This window comes from Campylobacter sp. BCW_4319, from assembly GCF_001764435.1.
Taxonomy (GTDB): domain Bacteria; phylum Campylobacterota; class Campylobacteria; order Campylobacterales; family Campylobacteraceae; genus Campylobacter_D; species Campylobacter_D jejuni.
Genome location: NZ_MKAQ01000010.1, coordinates 158,710 through 184,286, shown reverse-complemented (window position 1 = coordinate 184,286; position 25,577 = coordinate 158,710). Strand labels below are relative to the sequence as shown.

Here is a 25,577-nt window from a genome sequence, read left to right as displayed (position 1 = left end):
ACTCCTATAAAAGAACTGTCAAAGCAGTGATTAAAAGGTTTAAAACAGCTAAAGGGATTAAGATCAAATAGCACATTTTCATCACTTGATCTGGACGCAATTGCGGAAAAGCAGCTCTTGCCCAAAAATACCAAAAGAAAATAAAACTTGATTTTACTATCATCATAATCCAACCAGGAATAATCCAAAAGCTATTAAAACCCCCTAAAAACAAAAGAGTGACCAAAATAGCTCCAGCTATCATAGAAGTATATTCACCTATGAAAAATATACCCCATCTTAAACCCGAATACTCCGTTCCATAACCCGCTACAATTTCAGCATCATTTTCCGTCAAACAAAGCGGAGTTCTATTAGTCTCTATAAATAAAGCAATTATAAAAAGCACAAAAGCCAAAGGTTGTTTAAAAATAAGCCAAGAAAAAAATCCATCGCTTTGATAATTGTTAATATCCACCAAAGAAAAAGAACCTACAAGCATTATAATAGCAATCAAAGCTAAAGCTCCTACGCTTTCATAGGAAATAATCGATACAAGCCCTCTTGCAGCCCCTAAAATCGACCATTTATTATTACTTGCAAGTCCACCCAAAAACACCGCATAAAAGCAAAGTCCTGAAGTGCCGATGACAAAAAGCAAAGCTACATTGATATCTGCCACTATAGGCTGAATCACCCTTCCAAATAAAGTAAATTCAGGTAGCATAGGAATAGCTGCTAAAGAAACAAAAGCACAAATAGCAGAAATCAAAGGTGCTATAGCAAAAATAAATTTTTGCGAATTTGAAGGGATTATATCTTCTTTAGTAAAAAGTTTTATCATATCAGCTACAAGTTGAATAAGCCCAAAAGGCCCTACCATATCAGGCCCTATGCGTCTTTGAAAATAAGCTAAAACCTTTCTTTCAGCATAAGTTGCAAGACCTGCTAAACTCGCAAATATTGCAATGATAATAATACATTTAATCAAAGTCTCTAAAGCAAAAAAAGCAAAATCACTCATGGTTTGCTCCTAATTTTTCTAAATTCGCCACAACAAATCTTTCATCAAAAAAGCTTAGCGTATCAAGTTTTTCATCAAAATACGGCAAGAAAGCTCCATTTTTTATATCCTTATCCACACGCACACTAAGGCTTAATTCTTTATCTTTTATTTTAAGTTTTACAAGATCTTTATCTTTTAAATTTTTCTCTTTAGCTAAATTTTCACTTACACCTAAAAAAATCACCTCATTAATCGCACTAGCACGATTTGAAAATCTACCAAATTGATAGCTAGGATTAGCACTATAAAGCAAAATTTCATCTTCTTTTAGGCTTAAATTTTCAAAATTTGGAGAGATGAATTCTTTTTTAGCAACTTGTTTGAAACATTCTAAATTAAGCTCATATCCCCTTTTACAATCGCCTGCATTGGTATAAAAATTGTCTAAATGATCAAAATCAATCGGAGAAAAACCTTTATTTATAGGGAGTCTCTTAGTATAATTTATAGTATATTCCTCATCAAAACCTAAAGCATTAGCCAAATCATTTAAAAAATATCCCTTAAATTCTAAAGCAGCATTAGTTGGTACCACTCTTTTATCATAATTTAAAAAAGTTCCTTCTTGCTGATTTAAACTCGCACTAGCTAAATTTGCATGCTCTTCATAAGAAAAACTAAAATCACCTTTTTCATTGTAGCCTAAAGTCTTGCCTTCTTGTGTATTGTTATCCAAATCACAAATCATAGCCACACCTAAGGTATTAGTATGCGTAGGATTTAAAAAGACTTTAAAAGGAGTAGTATTTTGGATCAAAGCAAGTAATTTAGCAAGTTTTTTCGCATTTTTATGAAAATAAAAATCACTCCCTACAACAAGAGTAAAATTTGCTTTTTTAAGCAATAAATCTTCTAATTTATCTTCATCTATGCCTAAATTTTTAGCAAAAACAGAGCGTTGTACTTCTATGATTTTTTTTACTTTTTTAGGTACGACTTTTTTTACTTCTTTTTGAATTTCATTGCCTTCTTCATCTTTTTCTATGACTTGTTCTACAACTTCTTCGTTGATACTTTCTTCTATTTCTTTATTTTCACTAACAAAAAACTCTGCTAAATGAGTTTTAATACCTTCATCTTGGCTAAATTTTTGAAGTAAAAAATATAAAATTTGCTCTTCATCGCCATTTTTATGAATGTGCGGGATAAAATTTTTAGAATATTTTGCTATACCCATATCTTCCATAGGATGAAAATAAAGCCCTGAGCCTTTATTCATCACTAAAGCATTATTGATTTTATAGCTAAGCGTTGGAGCATCATATCTTAAAAGCATTCCAGCTACAACCAAAAAATCACTTTTTGTTATATCTTGAGTATTAGCGCTATAAAACTCACCAGAATTAGCGATAAATTCTTGTAAAAATTCTTTAAATTTCAAAGCTTCTTCATTGATCAAAGAAAGATTAAATTTCTTTTTTAAATTTTGTAAAATCAAAGCTTCTTCATTGGTAATAAAACTATTAAATTTAATGTTTTTAATTTCATTTTTCTCAAAAAGCTCCACAAGTTCTTTAAAGGCTTTTTCATCTTTATCCGCCTCATTTTGCGTATCAAAAGCAAACCTTGCAGCCTTATTTAAACTCGCAAAGGCAAAATCATTACTCACACGATAAATTTTTTCTTTTTGATTGCTAATGCCGCTTTGCTTAATATCATAATACATCAACTCACAATCGCTTGAATGCGGATTTGAAGCAGGGATTCTTTTAAGTTCCCAAATATTTGAAGTGTATTGAAATTTCGAACCTATCAAAGCTCCTGTTGGACACACGCTTGTACATTCTCCACAAAATGAACAATCAAGCGTATCACCATTTGCAGGGCCTATCAAACTTTTTTGAAATTTAGTCCAAATCGCATAAGCATCTTTTCCCATGCTCTCTTTAAAGCTATTATCCACACTATCTCCGCCACGAGGAACAGTCTTTAAAGCACTTTCGCCGATTTTATCCTTACAAACTGTAATACAACGCTCACACACTATGCAAAGTGCGGGATCGTAATTAATCATTCCCCAATGTTTATGTGGTTTATGCGTGTCTTTAATCCAATGTTTTTGAACATTTACACGACTTTTATGAGTAAAATTTTGCAATTCACACTCGCCTGATTTATCGCAAACTCCACATTCTAAAGGATGATTGATACAATAAGCTTGCATGATCTCATTTCTTTCATCCCAAAGATTTTGTAAATCACTTTCTACAACCATACCCTCTTTTGCTTTAGTATTGCAAGAATATACCTTTTTACCATCAGCTTCAACCATACACATACGACAAGCCAAAGTAGGACTACAGCCCGAAAGATAGCAAATCGCTGGGATAAAAATATCATTTCTTCTTGCTATATTTAAGATATATTCGCCTTCTTCAAAGGCGCAATCTATACCATTAATCTTAACTGTCATTTTGCTTCCTTTATGCGAATTGGAGTAAAATCAAAACCATTATTTTCATAATTTAAAAAAGCTATGGTGCCTTGTAAATTTTCATCTAAACAAAGCTTAGTTTTAAAACTAAAATCTTTAGCTAAAATTTCAACTTCACTTTGATCTTTGCATTTTGCAATTTGTAAAAATTGCCTTGAACAATGTAAATTTTTATCTTGCAAATTTGCTCTAAAAAGCACTAACCCGTCATAATTATCGAGTTCTTTTAGGGTGTTTAATTTTGCCTTTTTAAAATCGCATTCTTCTTCATCGCTATCTAAAATCTTTAATCCATATTTTACACTTAAGAAATTCAAAAAATATTTGATATTTTCACTATCTTTATAAGAATGGATATTTTTATCTATAATTAAATACTTAACCTCTTTTAAAAAAGCAAGCACTTCGCCTGCTTCTTCCTCTCCAAAACAAGATTCAGCACTTAAATATCCCTCATCTAAATCGCAAAATTGTCCTTCATCGCTTAATTTACAAAGCAAGGCCAAAACAAAACTCAAACTTGCAATTTCGCATTTGTAAAATTTAGCTTTTAAGTTTTTATCTTCCAAACAAGAAATATTAATGCTATTTACACCTATTTTTTCACATAAATTTTTGTTTTTAAGGCTTGGCATATCTAAAAAACAAAGAGCATTATCATAAATCATACCCTCTCCTTTTTTATAACAATAGTCCAATCGACTTGATTAAATTTCAAAGAATTTAAAAGCTCACAGCCTTGTTCTTTTACAAAAGAAAAACTTTTTTCAACAGGAGAAAAATCGCCGATTTCAAAAAGCACCACTAAAACCTCACCTTGTTTTGCTTCTTTTATGATTTGTGCTAAATCTTCAAAAAGCTCTTTGCTTTTTCTTAAATCTACCCTTCTCATCGATCTATCTCACCTAAAACTATATTTACATTACCCATAATGGCTACAACATCAGCTAAATAAGTACCTACAAGCATTTCTTCAAAAAACGCACAATGCCAATAACTAGGCGTTCTAGCCTTTAAACGATAAGGTCTTCCTGTACCATCACTATGGATAAAAAAGCCAAGCTCACCTTTTGGACTTTCAGTAGGCACATAAACTTCGCCTTTAGGGGGTTTTAAACCTTGAGTGATTAAAACAAAATGCTGCATTAAAGAATAATTCTGCGTTAAAATTTGTTCCTTTGAAGCACTTACATACTCAGGATGCGTAGCTAAAATTTCAGGCGAAGTATCTTTATAAAGCATGGCACATTGTCTAAGGATTTTCAAACTTTCACGAAATTCTTGCATATAAACTTTATATCTTGCATAAGAATCCCCTTGCGTAGCATAAGGCACACCAAATTCAACTTCATTATAAAGCAAATAAGGCTCTTCTTTGCGTATATCGTATTTTATGCCACTTCCTCTTAACATCACACCCGTACAACCCCAATTTAAGGCTTGTTCTTTAGTAACCACACCTACATTTTCAGTTCTTAAACGCCAAATTCTATTATCATCTAAAAGATCTTCATAATCTTTTAAATCATTTGGAAATTTATCGCAAAATGCAAGCATTTCTTCTAAATAATTCTCAGGTAAATCAAGCATAACCCCGCCTATTCTCATAGAAGAATGCGTAAGCCTTGCACCGCAATACTTTTCTATCAAATCCAAAACATACTCTCGTTCTCTAAAACAGTATAAAAATACACTCATCGCACCAATATCAAGCGCATGAGTAGCAAGCCAAAGCAAATGCGATGTGATACGGTTTAATTCTAAAAGTATCATGCGTATCACTGCGGCACGGCGTGGAATCTCTAAACCACAAAGCTTTTCAACCGCTGCACAATAAGCATAATTATTCGCTGAAGCAGCGATATAGTCCATTCTATCAGTAGTAGGAATAAATTCTTGATAAATCATATTTTCAGCCATTTTTTCCATACCACGATGCATATAACCTATACAAGGACGCGCTTTTACAACTTGCTCTCCATCGAGTTCTAAAATAAGACGCAAATTTCCATGCGCTGAAGGATGTTGAGGGCCTAAGTTGATAATCATTTTTGAGTCTTCTTGCTCAAAAGCTATATTTTCATAATAAGGTTTTAACTTGCTAGGAATTTGCATTTTAACGCCTTTTCTCTAAAATTTTTGCTTCATCACGTTTTACTTTTTTTACAAAAGCCACACCTTCATCTTCTTGATATTCTTGTTTAAAGGAAATTTCCTTCTTTTGACCACCTTTTGGCACTTCATGGTAAAGTCTTGCAAAATTTAGCGTATCTTTATCATCAGCAAAACCAGAATCTCTTTGTTCTTCGCCCACTACTTCACGATATTCTTTGCCAAAAATTTTATCAATCTCATACCATCTTGCAAACTCATCGCCCTTTAAAGGATAAGTTTTCAAAAGCGGATGTCCAAACCAATCATCAGGCATTAAAATGCGTTTTAAATTAGGATGATTTATGATGAAAATTCCAAACATATCATAAATTTCTCTCTCACTCCAATTTGCCCCTTTAAAAACATGAGCCACGCTTTGCAAACGCTCTTTTACGCCTACAAAAGTTTTTATTCTCACTCTTAATTTTTTTTCTAAATTTAAAAGCTGATAAAACACTTCAAAACCATTTTTATCTGCTATAAAATCAATAGCACTTGCTTCTGTAAAACTTAAATAACCTAAAGTTTTAAGCATTTGCAAGGTTTTAACATTGTCTTCTTTTTTAATTTCTATTACCCAAAAATCAAGCTCTACAAAGGAATTTAAAATTTCTACTTGAGTTTTTAAAACTTCAAAATCCTCTTTAAAAACACTTTCATTAACATCAGATTTTACAGTGTGTGGTGCGTGATAAAATCTATCTTTGTAGTAATTTTGAGTTTGAGCATTTTTTTTATCGCTATACTTTCTCATCATATCAACCTTTTAGGTGCGATCTTGCGACTTGCTTTTTCTTTGCGAATCTTTTTTTGCAAAATCATCAAAGCAAACTGAAAACTTTCGGGGCGTGGAGCACAGCCTGGCACATAAATATCTACAGGTATAATTCTATCCACTCCTTGAACAGTAGAATAAGTATTAAACATACCGCCTGTATTGGCACAACTTCCCATAGAAATCACCCATTTAGGATCAGGCATTTGATCATAAAGTCTTCTTGTAAATTCAGCGTGCTTTTTACACAAAGTTCCTGCGATAATCATCACTTCACTGTGGCGTGGTGAAGCTCTAAAAATCGTTCCAAATCTATCAAAATCATATCTTGAACCCCCAGCCGCCATCATCTCAATCGCACAACAGGCAAGTCCATAAGATAAAGCCCATAAAGAATTACTCCTGCCCCATTGAACTAGCTTATCCACACTGGTTAAAACTACGGGCAAACCACTTGCATAATTTACTTGATGCTCTGCCATGCAAACGCTCCTTTTTTATAAGCATATAAAAATCCAACTCCTAAAAGTACGATAAAAACAAAAACTTCTAAAAATCCAAACCAACCTAAATCTTTAAAAATCAAAGCCCAAGGAAATAAAAACACAACTTCTATATCCAAAAGTATGAAGATTAAGGCGATGATGAAAAATTGAGAGTTAATCTTGTTAGCTTGTTTAACAGGAATAGGACCACATTCATAAATTCCAAGTCCTAATTTTTTGCGATTTTTTGCGGCAAAATTATTACCGATTTTTGAAGCTAAAAAAACCAGTCCAAAAAAAATAACACTAGCAAGTACCAGCATTAAAAAAATACCAAAATAAGGATGCGAAGCATCTATATGAGACATTTATTCTCCTTTTTTAAAGCACTTTAATCACTCCACAACAAAAATTAATTTTACACTTTTCTTTATTTTACTCTAAACTTTCTATATTGAAACTTATATTAAAAAATATTTTTTAAAGTTTTAATTTTTTATGATTAAATTTATAAAAAAGATCACTTTGATGGGTTATAAATATATAAGAAATATTATTTTTTTGCTGATAGTCATATAAAAAAGTTAAAATTTCTTTAGAAATTTTAATATCAAACGCTGAAGTAATTTCATCTAAAATCAACAATTTAGGATTTAAAACCAAAGCACGGATAAGACCTACACGTGTGGCTTCTCCTCCGCTTAACTCATAGGATTTTTGTTCTAAAATTTGTTTTTTTAGACTAAAAAAATCAAAAAATTCTAAAATCAAGTCATCATTCTTTTGTAAATTAAAATTTTCCAAACCATCTTGTATAAGATTTTTGATTTTTTTATAAGGGTTTAAAGCCATTTTTTGATCTTGAAAGCAATATTGAATTTGCTTTCTTAAAAGTCTTTGTTTGTTTTTATCAAGCTTGTGTAAGTTAAGATTTTCATACCATACCTCACCCTCACTTGGATCTTCTAAAAAACAAAGAATTCTAGCTAATGTGCTTTTACCTGCACCACTTTTACCTAAAATTATTAAATTGTCATTTTCATTTAAAGAAAAATTGACATTATCAAAAATAATATGTCTTTCTTTTTTTAAATACCAATGCTTTTTAAGCTCATAAAACTTACTTAAATTACAAACTTTAAGCATTATAATACCTTAAAAACTCATCTAAGCTATATAAATTTGAACTATTTTTTTCTAGCATAAGAATTTCATCTGCTAAAGAATTTACCAAATTTAAATCATGAGTGATACAAACTAAGGCTGTAGTATTTTTTAATTCTTTTAAAATCGATATAATCTTAGAAGCGTTTTCTTTATCCAAAGAAGCTGTGATTTCATCACAAATTAAAATTTGGGGTTGATTTAATAATGCCAAAGCTAGGCTCACCCTTCTTGCCATACCCAAACTTAATTCATTAGCATAAGAATGCCACAAACGATCAAGATTTTCAAATCCTAATTTTTGAAAATAAGAAAAAGCATAATCTTTTCTTTCTTTTTGTTTTAATTTTGTATGAGTTTTTAAAACAAGATGACATAAATTTCCAATATCCAAATAAGGATAAAGACTAAGCTCTGCATCTTGCAAAACAAGTGCCACCTTAGAACGGAAATTTCTAAGCTCTTCTTTGTTAAAATTAAAAATACAAGAATTATGAAAACTTAATTCATCAAAACTTATTGTGAAATTAGAATCTAAAAGTCTTACCAAAACTTTTCCTAACAAACTTTTGCCCACTCCACTTTGTCCTAGTATCATTAAAGTTTTACCTGTTTTTATATCTAAATTAATATCCTTAAGCAATAAATTATTCTTCAAACTGATATTTAAATTTCTTACCTTCAAGATCTTATACCCCAAATTTTTTGTAAAAAATTACCCAACCATAAAAGAGGTAAAAACAACAAAAGCAAGCTTAAAAGTGGAAAAAGTATTATCCACCAAGCACCTATAAAAACCGCTTTTGAAGACTCACTCAAAAGAGTACCTAAAGTTGGAATTTCAAATCCTAAACCCAGTCCAAAAAAACTCAAAGTAGCTTCTGTGGCTATAGCATGAACGATATTAAATATAAAAAGTGTAAAAATCAGTGTTTTTAAAGCAGGTATTAAATCTTTAAAAAAAGCTCTAAATTTAGTTCTTCCAAGCACTATATTTGCTTTGTAAAAATCTAAATTTTCAAGTCTTTTTAATTCACTTTCTATAATTCTTGCTATGAAACACCAATGAATTAAAGCGATTAAAAAAATCATCAAAAACACATCAGAAGTTATCATACTTTGAAAAAACATCATAAGTAAAAAAGCAGGCAAGGCTAAAAAAAACTCTAAAATACGCATCCAAAAAACGTAAAAAAAACATCGCGCTAAAAACAAATAGCACAAAGCAAAGATAATAGACAATAAAGATCCACCAACACCTATAATCAAAGAATTTCTCAAAGCAAAAAGCAAACGAGAAAACAAATCTCTGCCTAAAAAATCAGTCCCTAAAATATAAGTAAAATTAGGAGCTTGATGCAAATTTTCTAAATGAGTGCTTAAAATATCAAAAGGAGCCAAAAAAGGTGCAAACAAGGCGCATAAAAACAAAAAAATTAAAGGCGCAAGAATGATAAGAAATTTAAACAAAATCAAGCCTTCTTAATCTAGGATTTAAAATCCTAGCTACAATATCACTTAAAAATGTAAAAAATGCTGCAAGCAAAACACTAAAAAATATAAGCGCAAGTACAACAGGGTAATCTTTAAAAATAATACTTTTAAAAAGTAAAGTTCCAAGCCCCTCGTAAGCAAAGACACTTTCTACCACATAAGTTCCCATCATAAAACTTAAAGCACTTCCACCAAAATAAGCTACAATAGGACTTAAAGAATATTTCAAAACTAAAAAATAAATATCTTTTTCCTTTAAAGCCCTAGCGTATAAATTCTGAATAAAAATTTGAGAAAAACTTTCATTGATAAAATTTCTAGCAATCCTTAAAAATAATGCCAAATGTGATAAAACAAGCACCAAAATAGGCAAAATCAAATGTTTTAAACGATTTAAAAAATCATCTTCAAAACCTATATCACTACTTCCCATAACAGGCAAAATTTTCCAAAAAATTCCAAAAATCAAAACAAACAATAAAGCCAAAACAAAAGGAGGTAAAGCAAAAAAATTAAAAGCTAAAAAAGTAATGATTTTATCTATAAAATTTTCTTTATAATAATATCCTAAAAGTGCCAAAAAAACACTAAGTAAAAATAAAAGCATTAAGGCACTAAAACCTAAAATTAAGGTATTAAAAATTCTTTCTTTTATAAGCTTTAAAACACTTTCTCCACTTAAAAAAGAAACTCCTAAATCTCCTTTTAAAACCTTAAAAAGCCAAATTTTATACTGCTCTAGCAAAGGCTTATCAATCCCTAAATTTTGTTCTATTCTTTGAACAAATTCTTTACTTTGTGAATTAACTCCATTAGCATAAGCTATACTGCCTTTGCTAAAATAAAGCAAAACAAAACATAAAAAAGTACTAAAAAATGCTATAAAAATACTAAAAACTAAGCGTTTTAGCACTTATTTGCTCCACTCATAAACATTCCAAGTAAAACCTACTCCATGATGGCCTAAAGTCCTTGATTTGATACCTTTTAAATCTTTATTATAAACTAAAGCAAAATCAAGATAAGCTAAAAAAATAAAAGGAGGATTTTCATACAAAGCATCTATAAAATCTTTATAATATTTTTTTCTCTCTTCTAAATTTGAAGTATTTCTTGCTTTTTGCAAGGCTATATCCACTTTTTTATCATGATAATGTCCAAAATTCCAACCCTCATCATTTAAAGCACTATCTTGCGAACTTTCAAATACCCTAAAAGTGTGAAAATCAGGATCTAAAGGACTTCCCCAGCCTATTAAAAAACTATCTACTTTAGAATAATCAAAACTTCCAGCAGGTTTAGCCACCACCTTGCTTACAACTCCTATTTTTCTAAATTCGCTTTGCAAAATTCCAGCTAAACTTACCCTTAAAGGATCATTACTCATCGCCCAAATTTCAAATTCTAAAATTTTCCCATCTTTTTCAAAATTTCCATCTTTATTTTTCTTAAAACCTGCACTTACAAGCAAGTCCTCGGCTTTTTTAGGATCATATTTGTAAATTTTAAAATTCTTAGAATTTGCCCAAGAACGCTCTAAAGGGTGATTGGCTACAAAAGCATAATCATGTAAAAGATTTTTTACTATACTTTCTTTATCAACTGCGTAATTTAAGGCTTGTCTTACTTTTAAATCTTTTAAAAATTCATTATCAAAATTAAACATTAAAGCCCGATAATCAGCCGATTTTTCACGTAAAATTCCAAAATTTTCATCATTTTTAAAAATATTTAGCAAAAAAACATCGATTAAAGCTGCGTCTATCTTGCCATTTTTAAGCTGGGCACTAGCTATAGAAGGATCAAAAATGTGTTTTATAATAAGTCTTGGAGTTTTTACCTTATCAAGATAAAAATGTTCATTGGCTTTAAATTCAACATATTCACCTTTTTTCCATTTTGCAAATTTATAAGGACCTGTACCTATAGGATTTTGATTAAAAGAACTTGTGTTTAAATTCTCATTTTCAAGCAAATGTTTAGGAAGCATTCCTATGCTTAAAGCATCTAAAAATGCAGGATAAGGTTTAAAAAGTGTGATTTTTACATGAGAAGGATTTAAAATTTCCACACTTTTAATGTCTTCAAAATTGACATAAACAGAAGAATTGTTTTTAGGATTTTTAAAGGCTTCTATGCTAAATTTCACATCATCAGCACTAAATTTGACTCCATCATGCCATAAAACATCATCTCTTAAAAAAATATCATAAACAAGCCCGTCTTTACTAACATCCCAAGACTTAGCCAAATCAGGTTTTAAACTCATATTTTCATCAAAACGCGTAAGTCCTGAAAATACAAGATTAATCACTGCATCGTGATCCTCACTATAAGCAGGATTTATCCTTGCGATTTCATTTTCAACTGCTATAATAAGTGTATCTTTTGGGATTTTTGCTTCCAAATTCACAAACAACAACATTGCAAAAATTAAAAATCTCAACATAAAAAACCTTTTTATTTTAATAACGCACAAAATTATAAAACAAAAAAACTCAACTCGCAAGCCTATACGGGGGATAAAGTTATATTTTAGTTATAAATTTATATTTAAATACTATTTTAATAAATTTTTATCATTATATTATTCAAATTTTTATTTTTTGAAGTTAAATTCATAAACGAAAAGTCCATTATAAAGCCTATATTTAGGAGTTTTAAAGTCTTAATTTTAATTGAATAAAATTATTATTTGTATTATAATCGCAATTACTTTTGTCACATAAATGCAAGGAGATAACATGGAATAAAATCGTAGAGATTTTTTAAAATGGAGTTCTTTGTTTGGCGGCTTAACCTTAAGTCCTATAAGTCTAAGTGCAAATTTATTAAAAACTCCACCATTGATCAGCAAATGGGCTGGATGTAATGTAAATTGCGGAACAAAATGTCCTGTAAAAGTACATACTCAAGATGGAATTATTAAATATGTCAGTACTGATAATGAAGGTGATGATAGCTTTGATAATCGTCAAGCAAGAGCCTGTATTAGAGGTAGAAGCTCAAGATATAAAGTTTACAATGCAAATCGCTTAAAAAGACCATTAAAAAGAGTGGGAAAAAGAGGTGAAGGTAAATTTATGCCTATTTCTTGGGAGCAAGCTTTTGATGAAATTTCTGCCAAAATGCAAGAAATTAAAGAAAAATACGGCAATGAAGCCTTTTATATAAATTATGCAACAGGAACAACAGGAACAATAATCAATCGCTGTACACAAGGTCCATGGGCTAGACTTTTAAGTCTTTATGGTGGTTATTTAAATTATCATAATTCTTATTCTACGGCTCAAATTTCAAATGCTATGAATTTTTTCTATGGTGGATCTCCTGCTAGCGATATATACACTTTACGCTCTGCAAAATTAGCTATATTTTTTGGAGCAAATCATGTTGAAACTAGAATGGGAGGTGGTGGAGTAGGCTATGCTTATCAAAAAGCCTTAGAAGAAAGTGGATGTAAAATAATTCACATTGACCCAAGATGCAATGATTCTATGATAGGGCATTGCGATGAGTGGATACCTATAGCACCAGGAACCGATGCAGCTTTGATTGCTGCGCTAACTTATGTGATGATAAAAGAAGATTTACTTGATAGAACTTTTCTTGATAAATACACCATAGGCTTTAGCGAAAATACTCTGCCACAAGATGCAGCCAAAAACTCAAGCTATGAAAGCTATGTTTTAGGACTAAACGATGGAGTAGAAAAAACTCCTGATTGGGCTAGCAAGATTACAAAAATTCCAGCACGCCGCATAGTTCAACTTGCAAGAGAAATTGCCACGATAAAGCCTTGTTTTATAGAACAAGGTTGGGGAGTGCAAAGACATTCAAATGGAGAACAAAATGCAAGGGCGATAGCAACTCTAGCTTGTATTACAGGAAATATTGGCATAGAAGGGACAAATACAGGATGTCGAACAGGATCAAGTAAAACATATGATATAATGGGTATGCCTTTTAAAAATCCAATAAAAGATTCTATTCCTTGTTTTTTATTTACAGACGCTATTTATCGCGGAAAAGAAATGACAGATATTAGTGATGGGGTGCGTGGCACAACACAATTAAAACAAAATATCAAATTTATTTTCAATACAGCAGGAAATTGTCTTACAAATCAGCACAGCACCATTAAAGAAGTGCATGATATTTTAAGCGATGAGAATTTGTGTGAGTGTATAGTAGATGTTAATGTAACTAGAACTCCGTCAAATAACTACGCAGATTATATCTTACCTGATGCAACTATGCTGGAGCAAGAAGATTTTATAAGACCTAGCGCAGGATATTATAGCAATAAGCCTTATATTATTTATTGTCAAAAAGCTATCGAGCCAGTTGGTGAAGCAAAACCTATTTATGAAATGTGTCTTGAACTTGCTAAAAGACTTGGCATAGAAAAAGAATTTAGCGAAGGAAGAACACAAAAAGATTGGCTAAAATACCTTTATGAAGAAAGTATGAAAAAAAATCCACTTTTGCCTAGTTTTGAAGAAATGTGCGAAAAAGGACTTGTAAAATTTGAGCCTGTAAAACCTGTAGTGGCATTACAAAGTTTTATAAAAGATCCTATCAATAATCCTTTAAAAACTCCCAGCGGAAAGATAGAAATTTATAGCACAAAACTCGCACAAATGCAAAAAACTTGGAAATTAAAAGAAGGACAACAAATAGTGCCTATTCCTGTTTTTGAAAGCCAAAGAGAAGGGATTTTGGATCCATTAAAACAAAAGTATCCTTCGCAATTTTTTGGCTATCACTACAAAGGTAGAACACATTCTAGCTTTTGGGAAATTCCACAAATTAGAGAAGCTAATCCACAAGAAATTTGGATAAATACCATAGATGCAGAGCAAAGAAGTATCAAAACGGGCGATGTGGTGCAAGTAAGAAATGACTTAGGAATCATACAAGGCATAGCAAAAGTTACTCCAAAAATCATACCAGGTTGTGCAGTAACCCCACAAGGTGCATGGGCAAAATATGAAAATGGTATCGATGTGGGAACTTGTGTGAATTCTTTGGCAAGTATAGTACCAACTGCTATTTCTAAAGGAAATGGACAACATTCTATTTTAGTTGAAATTGCAAAAGTTTAAGGAGAAAAAGATGAAATTAGAAGAAAATTCACAATTTGGTTTTATGCTAGATCAAAGCAAATGCGTAGGCTGTAGGACTTGCTCACTTTCTTGCAAGGATTATAAAAACATGCCTGTGGGAATTAATTTTCGCCGTGTGTTTGAGACTGAAGGGGGAAATTGGACAGCTAAAGAAGATGGGAGTTTTGAGCAAAGTGTTTTTGCTTACTACACTTCTATTTCTTGCAATCATTGTTCTAATCCATCTTGTCTTAAAGCTTGTCCAACTGGCGCAACAATGAAAATAAAATGGGGAATAGTAGCAATCGATGATAGTATGTGTATAGGCTGCAAAGCTTGTGCTATGGCATGTCCTTATGGCGCACCTCAATTTAACCATGAAAGTGGTCATATGAGCAAATGCGATGGGTGTTATGAGAGATTAAAAGAAGGTAAAAATCCAATTTGCGTGGACTCTTGTCCTTTTAGAGCATTAAAAGCAGGAGATATAACAAAACTGAGAGAAGAACATGGAAATTTAGCCTCTATCACACCTTTACCTGATGCTTCTATCACGCATCCAAATTTATGTATAGTGCCTGAAAAACATAGTTTACCTTCAGGTAATAAAAGTACGATTTTTCATCTACCTCAAAACTACCAAGGAGTTAAAAATGACATCATTTAATCACATTTTAAGTGAAATGCCTTTGGTATTATTTACTATTTTAGTACAAGCTGTAATTGGACTTAGTTTGGTTTATGCACCTGCATTTATAAATGGTTACAAAAATTATGCAAATTTAAAGTCTTTTGGATTAGCCTTAGGAATTGCAATGGTGGTTGCTTTTATCCCTTCATTTTTTCATTTAAATGATATTACACACATTTTTAATGTATTAAATAGAATGGGTGTTTTTTATGCAAACAATGAATGGCACATAGGCTGGATGAATAATGAAATTTTATTTGTATCTCTTGTGTGTGCTTTGGACTTTTTGCTTTATCTAAAAACTTCAAATTGGGTGTTTTATCTTACGCTAATATGTGGAATTTTAGGACTTTTCTTTATGAGTGGAGCTTATGGCTCCATGCAAGAAAGTGTACCTACTTGGGATTTTAAGATCACTTTGCTTTATTTTTTTGCTAGTGCTATATTTTTAGGTGCTATTGTTTATTATTGTTTTTTTGAAAATAGCAAACATGAAAGAAAAATGTCATTTTTTACAGGACTTATAGGTATAGGGCTTTTAAGCACTGCTATAGTTTTACAAACCCTACATGTAGGACAAACTTGGATTATGGGGCTTGTAAACCCTTTTGAACTTTTAGGTGGAACCTATGATTGGTTTATATCGCTTTCTTTTGCATTCTTAGGACTTGGGATTGTTACTTGGTATTTGCATAATTATTTACATGAAAAATTTAAAAGTAAATTTTTTGCTTGTTTTGCCCTACTTTGTGCATTTTTAGGGGTGTTTACCACTAGAATGCTATTTTATGGACTTATAAGTACTCAAATCATGTTGGGACATTCTTAATGCAAAAATTGGCAATAGATATATTTATCAATTTTTTGCAAAATCCACCTAATCATTTTTTGCTAGAAAAACTTAAAAAAGAAGAATTCTGGCAAAATTGGTTTTTAAAAAATAATAGCAAATTACAATGCACCGCTTTAAAGCTTTTATCATCTTCAAACGAAGATGATAAATTAATAGCAAGTGATTTTACATCTTTGTTTTTAAGTGATGTTGATTATGTAAAAGCACCGCCTTTTGCTTCTTTTTATCTTGATGAAAATAAAGAAATTTATTCAGATAATTCTGATAAAGTTAAGCAAATTTTTGCGCAAAATAACTTTTTTTCTTTTTTTAATGAAGAACCTGCAGATAGCTTGATAAATGAATTATTATTTATTAGTTTTTTAATCAAAAAACAAGATGATATAACTTTGCAAAAATTCTTAAAAGAAGAATTTTTTATTTGGTTTAACATGTGGAGTTTTGATGTTATCAATAAAGCTAAAACACATTTTTATAAAGCATTAACAATGTTAATGCAAGATTTTTTCAATCAACTAAATACAAAATTTTAACACAAGTCAATTTTTTTCTCCTTTTTAAGATATAAAATATCTCTTTTACAACAAAAAGGAGAAATTATGACAAAAGAACAAATTCAAATCATCAAAGATTGTGTGCCTATTTTGCAAAAAAATGGAGAGGATTTAACCAATGAGTTTTATAAAATAATGTTTAATGATTATCCTGAGGTAAAACCTATGTTTAATATGGAAAAACAAATTTCAGGAGAACAACCAAAAGCTTTAGCGATGGCGATTTTAATGGCAGCTAAAAATATAGAAAATTTGGAAAATATGAGAAGCTTTGTTGATAAAGTTGCCATAACTCATGTTAATTTAGGGGTTAAAGAAGAGCATTATCCTATAGTTGGAGCTTGCCTTTTAAAGGCTATTAAAAATCTTTTAAATCCTGATGAAGCCACTCTTAAAGCTTGGGAAGTTGCTTATGGAAAAATTGCTGAATTTTATATCGATATAGAAAAAAAGCTCTATGATAAATAATACAAGCCCATTTTGGGCTTTAATCAAATTTTTCTACTAAATTTTTAGCTAATTCCTTTATATTCTCACCCTTTAATTCGCTGATTTCACCATTTTGAGCCAAGAAAATTCTATCAGCACTATCAAAATATGCATCATCATGTGTGATAGCAAAGATTGTTTTACCTTGCTCTTTTAACAAAGGTAAAAGTTTTTTATAAAAAAATCTTCTAAAAACAGGATCTTGATCAGCCGCCCATTCATCAAGCACTAAAATATCCCTTTCTTCAAGCAAGGCTATAAGCATAGCTAAACGCTTTTTTTGCCCTGTAGAAAGTTTGGTTAAGGTCAGTTCATTATCTTTGACACTTGTTTTATCTTTAAGTTCTAAAAACTCCAACCAAAAAGCAATTTTTTCTTCGCTTGCAAAATTTTCTTTATTTAAGGTTTTAGTAAAAAGATGAAAATCGCTAAAAACAGCAGAAATAAGAGATCTATACTCATCTAAATTTTTATCATCTATAAGCGTATCATCAACATAAATTCCGCCTTTGCTTGGCTTAAAAAGTCCTGTCAAAAGCATACAAAAAGTGGATTTACCACTTCCATTTTTACCTATTAAAAATACCAATTCACCTTTTTTAAGTTCTATATTTACAGGATTTAAGTGAAAATTTTCTTCATAAGCAAATTGAGTATTTCTAAAAGAAATTTTTTTCCATTCACTAATATAATGTGTTTTTTTAAAACCTTCTATATAATCATCTAATTCCAATTTTGCGATCTTATCCAAAGCGATTTTTGCCAAAAGCAAAGTAGGAAAAGATCCTATCATAGATACTAAAGGGGTTCGTAAAAACAAAATAGAAAGAGCTATAGTTGTAGCATCTGCAACACTTGCCCATTCAAATTTTAAAGCTAAGTAAAACTCTACACCCACTAAAGCCAAAAGAGTTACATTTGTCCAGTTGTTTGAGAGATTGTTAAAAAGATTGCCTAAAGTACTATTTTTCTTTTTCAATCTTGCATTATTTTCAAATTCATCTTCATAGTAAAGCTTGGCTCTATCACGATTGATCAAAAGTTCTTTATGTCCATCTAGTATATTTTGGTAATTATTTTGCAAAGCATCGTCATTTTCCCTTGCCTTTCGAAAATACTGATATACTTTCATCATCAAAAAATTATTAGTAATAAAAATAACCATAATCCATACCACACACAAAGCAAAAATTTGTGGTGAAAGATAACATAAATAAACACTAGTGCATAAAATCAATATACTTGATTGTAAAAAATCAGGCAATCTTAAAAGCCCAAAAGATATATTTCTCACATCACTTCCCAAAGAAGCTAAAATTCTAGCCTTACCTACTTTAGCTACTCTTAATAAAGGGGTGTCTAAGATCTGCTTTACTACGCGTCTTTGCATTTTAAAAATAAAATTTTGTCCAAAAATACTAAGTCCAAGTTCAACTATGGTAGAACTTATAAAAAATATCAAAAGCAAAACAATAAAATAAAAAATAGGAATGTTTTGTGCATTTTTAAGCAAATAATCATTGATAAAAACAAGAGTTAAAACTCCAACAGCACTTGTAATAAAAGAAAAAAGCAAAAAAGAAATCAACTTTAATTTATTTTGCTTAAGTAATTCGATAATAAAAGGCATTTATAAACTCCAAAATATAATTTTAATTATAACATTTTAAGAGTGATTATCAAAATTTTATTTTATCTTTTACTATAAAAACAGCACAAATAGCCAATAATGCTAAAAAAATCATATATATACTCATACCATATAAAAATGGATTTTCATTTTTACTCGCGAGTGTATTAAGCCAAAAAACGAGTTGCGGAGTAATACCGCCTGAAATTGCATAAGCAATATTATAAGAAAAAGAAATTCCTGAAAATCTTATTTTAGCTCTAAAAACTTCACTCATTAAAATAGGTGCAAACACATTAATCCCACCTAAAAAACAAACAATCGAATACAAAATACACACCAAAACCAAATTTTTAAGCTCGTATAAAGCATAAAAATATAAAAAAGAAAAAAATACAAAAGTTAAAGAAAAGAAAATGCAAATTTTAAATAAACCAAATTTATCTACAAGATAACCCATAAAAGCCCCGCCTAAAGCTATTCCCAAAATTCCTAATACCTGTAAATAACTTCCTTCAACCCCACTTAAATTTAAAATACTAGGCATAAATTTAGGCATTAATAAAACAAGCACAATAACACAACCTGTTAAAACCCAAGTCATCATCATTGATGAAAATAAATTTTTTACAATATCCTTTTCTTTAAATAAATCTCTAAGTGGAAAAGAACTAAGTGATGATTCTTTTTTCATTTGTTTAAAAACAGGAGTTTCTTGCAAAAATCTACGCAAATAAATAGAAATAATCCCAAAAATTCCACCTACAAAAAAAGCAATACGCCATGCATAAGCAGCAATTTCTTCTATACTAAAAAAAGCATTAATGATTAAAAATACTATACTTCCTAACAAAATTCCTAAAGCCATAGCTGAATTTAAACAGCTTAAAAAGAAAGCTTTTTGTTTTTCTTGACAATGTTCTCTTACAAAAACCCAAGCTCCAGGCAATTCTCCACCTATAGCTATGCCTTGAAAAATTCTTATAAGTATCAATAAAACAGGAGCTAAAAACCCAAGAGTTTCATAACCTGGAATAAAAGCTAAGACAAAGGTAGGAAGAACCATTAGTAAAATACTTAGCATAAACATATTGTTACGCCCAAATTTATCTCCAAAATGTGCCATAACTATACCACCTAAAGGACGTGCTAAATATCCAGCTGCAAATGCTCCATAAGTATTTAATAAAGCCCAAAATTCACTCATATCTTTAGGAAAAAATACATTAGCTATATATTCAGCAAAAAAGACAAAAATAATAAAATCATAAAATTCTAAAGTTCCTCCTAGTGAAGAAAGTCCTAAGATCTTAATTTCCTTTGTTCCAAATTTTGATTTTCTCATTGATTAATTACCTTAAATTTTAAAAACATTGTTTTTATTATACTATAATCATTTCCAAAATATTATCTAAAAAATTTAAGGATAAATATGTTTAATTTTATAACCACTCTTTTAAAAACCAATCTTTATTTTTTAGAAGAAAAAACCACAAGCAAAAGTTCAAATCAAACCCATATAATCTCACTTAAACAATCTGATGATGAATTTTTAAATTTATTATTTTCTTTTTTAGTGCCACAAAGCGATGAAGATAAGAATTTTATAGGAAAAACTCGCACAAAAATCAAAAGAAATGAGCATAATATTGCTCTGATAAAAAATCCAAATTTTAATGCTTTAATAGGCACAGGGTTTTTAGATACTATTGATACATTAAAAGAAAAATTACATATCCACAAAACCGATTTTAAAGATATCACTCATATTATCTTAACACACGCGCATCCTGATCATATAGGAGCTTTAATGAGCGAAGAAAATCTTTTTCCAAAAGCTCAAATTTTAATCGATAAAAAAGAATATGATTTTTGGATCAAAAGCGATAGACAAGAAATTAAAAACACCTTGCTTAAACTTAAAAATATAGAATTTATTAACCACTCTAAAGATTTGATCTTTCAAAATTCAGGCATTAAAGCCATACCTGCTTATGGACATACCCCAGGTCAAAATGCTATCATAATTGATGATAAAATAGTCTTTTGGGGAGATTTACTTCATCTTTATGATATACAAATCCCAAAACCTAAAATCGCTATAAAATTTGATATAGATCAAAATGAGGCTATACAAACAAGGGAAAAACTACTTAAACAATTTAAAGAAAGAAAACTCAAAGTTATAGGGACTCATGTGCCTTTTATTGAGCCTAAATTTTTAGATTAATTACTTAAAAATTACTAAAAATTAAGTAAAAATTTTAATAATTTTTGCTAAAATTATAGCCTTTTTATTTCATGAAAGGAGAAAATTTTGGCAAAAGATGATGTAATCGAAATTGATGGCACCGTACTTGAAGCATTGCCTAATGCAAATTTCAAGGTTGAACTTGACAACAAACATGTAATTTTATGTCATATTGCAGGAAAAATGCGTATGCATTATATAAGAATAATGCCAGGTGATAAAGTAAAAGTAGAACTTACACCTTATAGCCTTGATAAAGGGCGTATAACTTTTAGATATAAATAATCTAAGTTATTTAAAAGCTAATTTTAGATAAAATTAGAGTTTTTGCGACAAATTACATCGAACTATATGAAGAAGTATTTTTAAAATCCACCACTTATTTTGAAAATAGTTGGTTATTCATAAAACCTGATGTAGTCGTAAATCAAGTGGAATTCATTCAAGGAGACGCTCATGAAAGTGAGACCATCGGTTAAAAAGATGTGCGACAAGTGCAAAGTAGTTCGCCGTAAAGGCGTGGTTCGCATTATTTGCGAAAATCCAAAACATAAACAAAGACAAGGATAAACATGGCTCGTATTGCAGGTGTGGATTTACCAAAGAAAAAAAGAATTGAGTATGGACTAACCTATATTTATGGTATAGGACTTTTCACTTCAAGAAAAATTCTAGATAAAGTAGGAATTTCTTATAATAAAAGAGTTCATGAGTTAAGTGAAGATGAAGCAGCAGCTATCCGTAAAGAAATTCAAGAAAACTATATGGTTGAAGGGGACTTGAGAAAACAAGTTGCTATGGATATTAAAGCACTTATGGATTTAGGAAGCTTTAGAGGCTTAAGACACAGAAAAGGCTTACCAGTTCGCGGACAAAAAACAAAGACAAACGCAAGAACTAGAAAAGGTAAGAGAAAAACTGTTGGTGCAAAATCATAAGGATAAATCATGGCAAAAAGAAAAATCGTAAAGAAAAAAGTAGTTAAAAAAAATATAGCAAAAGGTATTGTTTATATCAGTGCGACTTTTAACAATACTATGGTTACAGTGACTGATGAAATGGGAAATGCTATCGCTTGGAGTAGTGCAGGTGGTTTAGGATTTAAAGGTTCTAAAAAATCAACTCCTTATGCGGCACAACAAGCAGTAGAAGACGCTTTAAATAAAGCAAAAGAACACGGAATTAAAGAAGTAGGCATTAAAGTACAAGGACCAGGAAGCGGTAGAGAAACTGCTGTTAAGAGTGTAGGTGCTATGGAAGGAATCAAAGTAACTTTCTTAAAAGATATCACTCCATTAGCTCACAATGGTTGCAGACCGCCTAAGCGTCGTCGTGTCTAAGATATAAGAAAAATTTAGGAGAATATTATGGCAAGATATAGAGGACCAGTAGAAAAATTAGAAAGACGCTTTGGTGTTAGCTTAGCATTAAAAGGAGAAAGAAGACTAGCTGGCAAAAGTGCACTAGATAAACGCCCTTATGCACCAGGACAACACGGAGCAAGAAAAGGTAAAATTAGTGAGTATGGGCTTCAATTAAGAGAAAAACAAAAAGCTAAATTTATGTATGGAGTAAGCGAAAAGCAATTCCGTCGTTTATTTGCTGAAGCAGCAAGAAGAGAAGGAAATACAGGGGTATTACTTATCCAACTTTTAGAACAAAGATTAGACAATGTAGTATATAGAATGGGTTTTGCTACAACACGTCGTTTTGCAAGACAACTTGTAACACATGGACATGTTTTAGTAAATGGTAAAAGAGTGGATATTCCTAGCTTTAGAGTAGAAGCAGGTGCTAAAATCGAAATTATCGAAAAAAGCAAAAACAATCCACAAATAACAAGAGCTATCGAACTTACAGCACAAACTGGAATCGTTGCTTGGGTTGATGTTGAAAAAGATAAGAGATTTGGAATTTTCACAAGAAAACCTGAGAGAGAAGAAGTTGTCATTCCGGTTGAGGAAAGATTTATCGTTGAGCTTTACTCTAAGTAATAGGGGCTAAATATGAGAAATATTACAACATCTGCTTATACGCCAACAGAATTTACAATAGAAAACATTAGTGATACTGTGGCTAAAATCAGTGCTTGGCCTTTTGAGATCGGCTATGGAATCACCCTAGCCCATCCTTTACGCCGTTTGCTTTACACTAGCACCATAGGATATGCTCCAACTGCGATCCATATTGATGGCGTAGCTCATGAATTTGATAGCATGCGTGGTATGCTTGAAGATGTAGCACTTTTTATCATTAATCTAAAAAAACTACGCTTTAAAATTAAAGGCGAATCAAATAAAGAAATAGTAGAATTTAGCTTTAAAGGCTCAAAAGAAATTTACGGCAAAGATCTAAATAATGATCAAGTAGAAGTAGTAAATAAAGACGCCTATCTAGCAACTATCAACGAAGATGCTGAACTCAAATTCACATTGATCGTTGAAAAAGGTATTGGCTATGTACCAAGCGAAGAAATTAAAGAGCTTATAAATGATCCTAAATTTATAGCTTTAGATGCTTTCTTTACACCTGTAAGAGAAGCAACCTATGATATTGAAAAAGTTTTATTTGAAGATAATCCTGATTATGAAAAAGTGGTTTTAACCGTAACAACTGATGGACAAATCACTCCAAATGAAGCTTTTCAAAATGCTCTAGAAGCTATGTATAAACAATTATCAGTATTTGATAAAATCACCAATGTTAGAAGCGTAATTAAAAATCAAGCAACAAGCAATGAACTAGAAAATACTAAATTATTGCAAAACATTACAGATTTAAATTTAAGTGCTAGAAGTTATAATTGTCTTGAAAAAGCAGGAGTGGTTTACATAGGCGAGCTTGCTTTGATGAGTGTAAGTGAACTTGCAGGGCTTAAAAATTTAGGTAAAAAATCTCTTGATGAAATTAAAAACATCATGGAAAGCATAGGTTTTCCTGTGGGAACTTCTAAGCTTAGCGATAATAAAGAAATACTTAAAAATAAAATCGCAGAATTAAAAGCACAAAACGAAGGATAAAGAATGAGACATAAACATGGATATAGAAAACTTGGCAGAACTTCATCTCATCGTGCTGCCTTATTAAAAAATTTAACTATAGCTTTAGTAAATAGCGGAAAAATTGAAACTACTCTACCAAAAGCTAAAGAATTAAGAGGTTATGTAGAAAGATTGATTACTAGAGCAAGACTTGGAGATTTTAACGCTCATAGAGCAGTTTTTGCTTCATTACAAGATAAAAACGCTACTAATAAATTAGTGACTGAAATTGCTCCAAAATTCAAAGATCGCAATGGTGGATATACAAGAATCATCAAAACAAGAATTCGCCGTGGTGATGCTGCTGAAATGGCTTTCATCGAATTTGTAGCTTAATCAAATCCTAGCTTTTGCTAGGATTAATACTTCAATTAAATACCCTAAAAATAAAAAGTTTTAAATAATTATTTTAAATAAAATTAAATTTATTTATTTTTCAAAACCCTTGCTAAAAATTCAACTACTTATGCTAATATAAGTTTTTAATTTTTAATTTCAAGGATATGTTATGCAAGAAAACACTCGTTTACGCATTGCGATACAAAAATCAGGTAGACTTTCAAAAGAATCCATAGAGCTTCTTTCAGAATGTGGTGTTAAAATGCATATCCATGAACAAAGTTTGATCGCTTTTTCTACAAATTTACCTATAGATATTTTACGCGTTAGAGATGATGATATCCCTGGGCTTATTTTTGATGGTGTTGTAGATTTAGGTATTATAGGGGAAAATGTTTTAGAAGAAAATGAACTTGAACGCCAGTCTTTAGGAGAAAATCCAAGTTATAAGCTTTTAAAAAAGCTAGATTTTGGATATTGCCGTCTTTCTCTTGCCTTACCTCAAGAAAAAAAATTTCAAAATTTGAAAGATTTTGAAGGCTTAAGGATAGCTACTTCTTATCCACAACTTTTAAAGCGTTTTATGAAAGAAAATGGGATTAATTATAAAAATTGTATGCTTACAGGTTCTGTTGAAGTAGCCCCTAGGGCAAATTTAGCCGATGCAATTTGCGATCTTGTTTCAAGCGGGGCAACTTTACAAGCAAATAATCTTAAAGAAGTTAAAGTCATTTATGAATCTCGTGCTTGTTTAATTCAAAAAGAAAATGCTTTAAGTAAAGAAAAACAAACTTTAGTGGATAAAATTATGTTGCGTGTAGCAGGAGTAATGCAAGCAAGAGAATCTAAATACATTATGCTTCATGCTCCAAAAGAAAAGCTTGATAAAATTCAAGCCCTACTTCCAGGAGTTGAAAGACCGACTATCTTACCTTTAGCACACGATGAAAAAAATGTAGCTTTACATATGGTAAGTAAAGAAAATCTTTTTTGGGAAACTATGGAGGCTTTAAAAGAAGAAGGTGCGAGTTCGATTTTGGTTCTGCCTATAGAAAAAATGTTAAAGTGAG

The 25,577-nt window shown here is 30.8% G+C and carries 28 protein-coding genes and 1 pseudogene; 14 read left to right on the top strand and 15 right to left on the bottom strand.

The annotated features are described in order from the left end of the window. Nucleotides 1–4: 4 nt before the first annotated feature. From nuoH to AJN56_RS04530, 13 genes are all read right to left on the bottom strand, one after another. Nucleotides 5–1,003, bottom strand: a complete 999-nt coding sequence (nuoH, locus tag AJN56_RS04590) for an NADH-quinone oxidoreductase subunit NuoH (protein WP_009883056.1) — start codon at nucleotides 1,001–1,003, stop codon at nucleotides 5–7. Next, on the bottom strand, nucleotides 996–3,458 hold the full coding sequence (locus AJN56_RS04585) for an NADH-quinone oxidoreductase subunit G (RefSeq protein WP_002851440.1): 2,463 nt from the start codon (nucleotides 3,456–3,458) through the stop codon (nucleotides 996–998). The genes nuoH and AJN56_RS04585 overlap by 8 nt, the downstream gene beginning before the upstream one ends. Then, complete coding sequence (locus AJN56_RS04580; protein WP_002922487.1) at nucleotides 3,455–4,147, bottom strand: hypothetical protein; 693 nt, start codon at nucleotides 4,145–4,147, stop codon at nucleotides 3,455–3,457. The genes AJN56_RS04585 and AJN56_RS04580 overlap by 4 nt, the downstream gene beginning before the upstream one ends. Continuing rightward, a complete protein-coding gene (locus AJN56_RS04575; RefSeq protein ID WP_002824979.1) occupies nucleotides 4,144–4,371 on the bottom strand; it encodes an NADH-ubiquinone oxidoreductase subunit E family protein in 228 nt (75 codons plus the stop codon). Before AJN56_RS04575 ends, AJN56_RS04580 begins: the two co-directional genes overlap by 4 nt. Next, on the bottom strand, nucleotides 4,368–5,594 hold the full coding sequence (gene nuoD / locus AJN56_RS04570) for an NADH dehydrogenase (quinone) subunit D (RefSeq protein ID WP_002864417.1): 1,227 nt from the start codon (nucleotides 5,592–5,594) through the stop codon (nucleotides 4,368–4,370). Before nuoD ends, AJN56_RS04575 begins: the two co-directional genes overlap by 4 nt. 1 nt (nucleotide 5,595) lies before the next feature. Then, complete coding sequence (locus AJN56_RS04565) at nucleotides 5,596–6,390, bottom strand: NADH-quinone oxidoreductase subunit C (protein WP_002864416.1); 795 nt, start codon at nucleotides 6,388–6,390, stop codon at nucleotides 5,596–5,598. Beyond that, a complete protein-coding gene (locus AJN56_RS04560) occupies nucleotides 6,387–6,890 on the bottom strand; it encodes a NuoB/complex I 20 kDa subunit family protein (protein WP_002851253.1) in 504 nt (167 codons plus the stop codon). The genes AJN56_RS04565 and AJN56_RS04560 overlap by 4 nt, the downstream gene beginning before the upstream one ends. Next, the gene (locus AJN56_RS04555) at nucleotides 6,872–7,261 is read right to left on the bottom strand and encodes an NAD(P)H-quinone oxidoreductase subunit 3 (protein WP_002851275.1); all 390 of its coding nucleotides are present in this window, start codon (nucleotides 7,259–7,261) and stop codon (nucleotides 6,872–6,874) included. Before AJN56_RS04555 ends, AJN56_RS04560 begins: the two co-directional genes overlap by 19 nt. A 112-nt stretch (nucleotides 7,262–7,373) precedes the next feature. Then, a complete protein-coding gene (locus AJN56_RS04550) occupies nucleotides 7,374–8,039 on the bottom strand; it encodes an ATP-binding cassette domain-containing protein (protein WP_002922489.1) in 666 nt (221 codons plus the stop codon). Further along, nucleotides 8,032–8,742: an ATP-binding cassette domain-containing protein gene (locus AJN56_RS04545; RefSeq protein ID WP_002922491.1), complete on the bottom strand. Its 711-nt coding sequence runs from the start codon at nucleotides 8,740–8,742 to the stop codon at nucleotides 8,032–8,034. Before AJN56_RS04545 ends, AJN56_RS04550 begins: the two co-directional genes overlap by 8 nt. Continuing rightward, complete coding sequence (locus AJN56_RS04540) at nucleotides 8,739–9,533, bottom strand: ABC transporter permease (RefSeq protein ID WP_079254331.1); 795 nt, start codon at nucleotides 9,531–9,533, stop codon at nucleotides 8,739–8,741. Before AJN56_RS04540 ends, AJN56_RS04545 begins: the two co-directional genes overlap by 4 nt. Then, the gene (locus tag AJN56_RS04535) at nucleotides 9,520–10,464 is read right to left on the bottom strand and encodes an ABC transporter permease (RefSeq protein WP_070246145.1); all 945 of its coding nucleotides are present in this window, start codon (nucleotides 10,462–10,464) and stop codon (nucleotides 9,520–9,522) included. Before AJN56_RS04535 ends, AJN56_RS04540 begins: the two co-directional genes overlap by 14 nt. Then, on the bottom strand, nucleotides 10,465–12,000 hold the full coding sequence (locus tag AJN56_RS04530) for an ABC transporter substrate-binding protein (protein ID WP_070246147.1): 1,536 nt from the start codon (nucleotides 11,998–12,000) through the stop codon (nucleotides 10,465–10,467). A 316-nt stretch (nucleotides 12,001–12,316) separates the two neighbouring features. On the opposite strand from AJN56_RS04530, the pseudogene AJN56_RS04525 reads away from it, so the two are divergent. The 5 genes and pseudogenes from AJN56_RS04525 to cgb all read left to right on the top strand — a co-directional run. Further along, nucleotides 12,317–14,659, top strand: a pseudogene (locus AJN56_RS04525) (DMSO/selenate family reductase complex A subunit); the annotation flags it as partial. 10 nt (nucleotides 14,660–14,669) lie between these two features. Beyond that, on the top strand, nucleotides 14,670–15,326 hold the full coding sequence (locus AJN56_RS04520; RefSeq protein ID WP_002869224.1) for a DMSO/selenate family reductase complex B subunit: 657 nt from the start codon (nucleotides 14,670–14,672) through the stop codon (nucleotides 15,324–15,326). Next, nucleotides 15,313–16,179: a dimethyl sulfoxide reductase anchor subunit family protein gene (locus tag AJN56_RS04515; RefSeq protein WP_002869225.1), complete on the top strand. Its 867-nt coding sequence runs from the start codon at nucleotides 15,313–15,315 to the stop codon at nucleotides 16,177–16,179. The genes AJN56_RS04520 and AJN56_RS04515 overlap by 14 nt, the downstream gene beginning before the upstream one ends. Further along, entirely contained in the window at nucleotides 16,179–16,736 is a 558-nt protein-coding gene (locus tag AJN56_RS04510; protein WP_002855909.1) for a molecular chaperone, read from the top strand. The genes AJN56_RS04515 and AJN56_RS04510 overlap by 1 nt, the downstream gene beginning before the upstream one ends. Nucleotides 16,737–16,802: 66 nt before the next feature. Further along, nucleotides 16,803–17,225: a single-domain globin Cgb gene (gene cgb / locus AJN56_RS04505; protein ID WP_002862237.1), complete on the top strand. Its 423-nt coding sequence runs from the start codon at nucleotides 16,803–16,805 to the stop codon at nucleotides 17,223–17,225. 19 nt (nucleotides 17,226–17,244) lie between these two features. On the opposite strand, the gene AJN56_RS04500 is transcribed toward cgb, so the two are convergent. Together AJN56_RS04500 and AJN56_RS04495 are read right to left on the bottom strand one after the other, a co-directional pair. Then, nucleotides 17,245–18,876 carry a multidrug ABC transporter permease/ATP-binding protein gene (locus AJN56_RS04500; protein ID WP_002855865.1) on the bottom strand — a complete coding sequence of 544 codons (1,632 nt, stop codon included), beginning with the start codon at nucleotides 18,874–18,876 and terminating at the stop codon, nucleotides 17,245–17,247. Between the two features lie 49 nt (nucleotides 18,877–18,925). After that, nucleotides 18,926–20,221 (bottom strand): MFS transporter, encoded by a 1,296-nt coding sequence (locus AJN56_RS04495; RefSeq protein WP_009883066.1) that lies wholly within the window; start codon nucleotides 20,219–20,221, stop codon nucleotides 18,926–18,928. A gap of 87 nt (nucleotides 20,222–20,308) precedes the next feature. Here AJN56_RS04495 and AJN56_RS04490 point away from each other — a divergent pair, with 87 nt between their 5' ends. From AJN56_RS04490 to hisG, 9 genes are all read left to right on the top strand, one after another. Continuing rightward, nucleotides 20,309–21,106, top strand: coding sequence for an MBL fold metallo-hydrolase (locus AJN56_RS04490; protein ID WP_070246150.1), 798 nt, complete (start codon nucleotides 20,309–20,311; stop codon nucleotides 21,104–21,106). Between the two features lie 87 nt (nucleotides 21,107–21,193). Continuing rightward, on the top strand, nucleotides 21,194–21,412 hold the full coding sequence (gene infA / locus AJN56_RS04485) for a translation initiation factor IF-1 (RefSeq protein WP_002781436.1): 219 nt from the start codon (nucleotides 21,194–21,196) through the stop codon (nucleotides 21,410–21,412). Between the two features lie 171 nt (nucleotides 21,413–21,583). Continuing rightward, complete coding sequence (gene rpmJ, locus AJN56_RS04480; RefSeq protein WP_002781429.1) at nucleotides 21,584–21,697, top strand: 50S ribosomal protein L36; 114 nt, start codon at nucleotides 21,584–21,586, stop codon at nucleotides 21,695–21,697. 2 nt (nucleotides 21,698–21,699) lie between these two features. Next, a complete protein-coding gene (gene rpsM, locus AJN56_RS04475) occupies nucleotides 21,700–22,065 on the top strand; it encodes a 30S ribosomal protein S13 (RefSeq protein ID WP_002856177.1) in 366 nt (121 codons plus the stop codon). Between the two features lie 9 nt (nucleotides 22,066–22,074). Beyond that, nucleotides 22,075–22,467, top strand: coding sequence for a 30S ribosomal protein S11 (rpsK, locus tag AJN56_RS04470; RefSeq protein ID WP_002779544.1), 393 nt, complete (start codon nucleotides 22,075–22,077; stop codon nucleotides 22,465–22,467). Between the two features lie 27 nt (nucleotides 22,468–22,494). Then, entirely contained in the window at nucleotides 22,495–23,121 is a 627-nt protein-coding gene (gene rpsD, locus AJN56_RS04465; RefSeq protein WP_002856574.1) for a 30S ribosomal protein S4, read from the top strand. 12 nt (nucleotides 23,122–23,133) lie between these two features. Beyond that, nucleotides 23,134–24,147 (top strand): DNA-directed RNA polymerase subunit alpha, encoded by a 1,014-nt coding sequence (locus tag AJN56_RS04460; protein ID WP_002855748.1) that lies wholly within the window; start codon nucleotides 23,134–23,136, stop codon nucleotides 24,145–24,147. 3 nt (nucleotides 24,148–24,150) lie between these two features. Beyond that, entirely contained in the window at nucleotides 24,151–24,504 is a 354-nt protein-coding gene (gene rplQ / locus AJN56_RS04455; protein ID WP_002851332.1) for a 50S ribosomal protein L17, read from the top strand. A 172-nt stretch (nucleotides 24,505–24,676) separates the two neighbouring features. Continuing rightward, a complete protein-coding gene (gene hisG / locus AJN56_RS04450; protein ID WP_002868826.1) occupies nucleotides 24,677–25,576 on the top strand; it encodes an ATP phosphoribosyltransferase in 900 nt (299 codons plus the stop codon). Nucleotide 25,577 lies beyond the last annotated feature (1 nt).

Coding starts and splice junctions, on each gene's coding strand:
- AJN56_RS04565 (WP_002864416.1), bottom strand. CDS start 6,390: ATGATGAGAAAGTATAGCGATAAAAAAAATGCTCAAACTCAAAATTAC.
- AJN56_RS04495 (WP_009883066.1), bottom strand. CDS start 20,221: ATGAGAAAATCAAAATTTGGAACAAAGGAAATTAAGATCTTAGGACTT.
- AJN56_RS04490 (WP_070246150.1), top strand. CDS start 20,309: ATGTTTAATTTTATAACCACTCTTTTAAAAACCAATCTTTATTTTTTA.
- rpmJ (WP_002781429.1), top strand. CDS start 21,584: ATGAAAGTGAGACCATCGGTTAAAAAGATGTGCGACAAGTGCAAAGTA.
- cgb (WP_002862237.1), top strand. CDS start 16,803: ATGACAAAAGAACAAATTCAAATCATCAAAGATTGTGTGCCTATTTTG.
- rpsD (WP_002856574.1), top strand. CDS start 22,495: ATGGCAAGATATAGAGGACCAGTAGAAAAATTAGAAAGACGCTTTGGT.
- rpsM (WP_002856177.1), top strand. CDS start 21,700: ATGGCTCGTATTGCAGGTGTGGATTTACCAAAGAAAAAAAGAATTGAG.
- AJN56_RS04530 (WP_070246147.1), bottom strand. CDS start 12,000: ATGTTGAGATTTTTAATTTTTGCAATGTTGTTGTTTGTGAATTTGGAA.
- AJN56_RS04575 (WP_002824979.1), bottom strand. CDS start 4,371: ATGAGAAGGGTAGATTTAAGAAAAAGCAAAGAGCTTTTTGAAGATTTA.
- AJN56_RS04520 (WP_002869224.1), top strand. CDS start 14,670: ATGAAATTAGAAGAAAATTCACAATTTGGTTTTATGCTAGATCAAAGC.
- AJN56_RS04560 (WP_002851253.1), bottom strand. CDS start 6,890: ATGGCAGAGCATCAAGTAAATTATGCAAGTGGTTTGCCCGTAGTTTTA.
- nuoH (WP_009883056.1), bottom strand. CDS start 1,003: ATGAGTGATTTTGCTTTTTTTGCTTTAGAGACTTTGATTAAATGTATT.
- AJN56_RS04510 (WP_002855909.1), top strand. CDS start 16,179: ATGCAAAAATTGGCAATAGATATATTTATCAATTTTTTGCAAAATCCA.
- AJN56_RS04500 (WP_002855865.1), bottom strand. CDS start 18,876: ATGCCTTTTATTATCGAATTACTTAAGCAAAATAAATTAAAGTTGATT.
- AJN56_RS04580 (WP_002922487.1), bottom strand. CDS start 4,147: ATGATTTATGATAATGCTCTTTGTTTTTTAGATATGCCAAGCCTTAAA.
- AJN56_RS04555 (WP_002851275.1), bottom strand. CDS start 7,261: ATGTCTCATATAGATGCTTCGCATCCTTATTTTGGTATTTTTTTAATG.
- AJN56_RS04585 (WP_002851440.1), bottom strand. CDS start 3,458: ATGACAGTTAAGATTAATGGTATAGATTGCGCCTTTGAAGAAGGCGAA.
- rplQ (WP_002851332.1), top strand. CDS start 24,151: ATGAGACATAAACATGGATATAGAAAACTTGGCAGAACTTCATCTCAT.
- nuoD (WP_002864417.1), bottom strand. CDS start 5,594: ATGCAAATTCCTAGCAAGTTAAAACCTTATTATGAAAATATAGCTTTT.
- rpsK (WP_002779544.1), top strand. CDS start 22,075: ATGGCAAAAAGAAAAATCGTAAAGAAAAAAGTAGTTAAAAAAAATATA.
- AJN56_RS04515 (WP_002869225.1), top strand. CDS start 15,313: ATGACATCATTTAATCACATTTTAAGTGAAATGCCTTTGGTATTATTT.
- hisG (WP_002868826.1), top strand. CDS start 24,677: ATGCAAGAAAACACTCGTTTACGCATTGCGATACAAAAATCAGGTAGA.
- AJN56_RS04460 (WP_002855748.1), top strand. CDS start 23,134: ATGAGAAATATTACAACATCTGCTTATACGCCAACAGAATTTACAATA.
- AJN56_RS04550 (WP_002922489.1), bottom strand. CDS start 8,039: ATGCTTAAAGTTTGTAATTTAAGTAAGTTTTATGAGCTTAAAAAGCAT.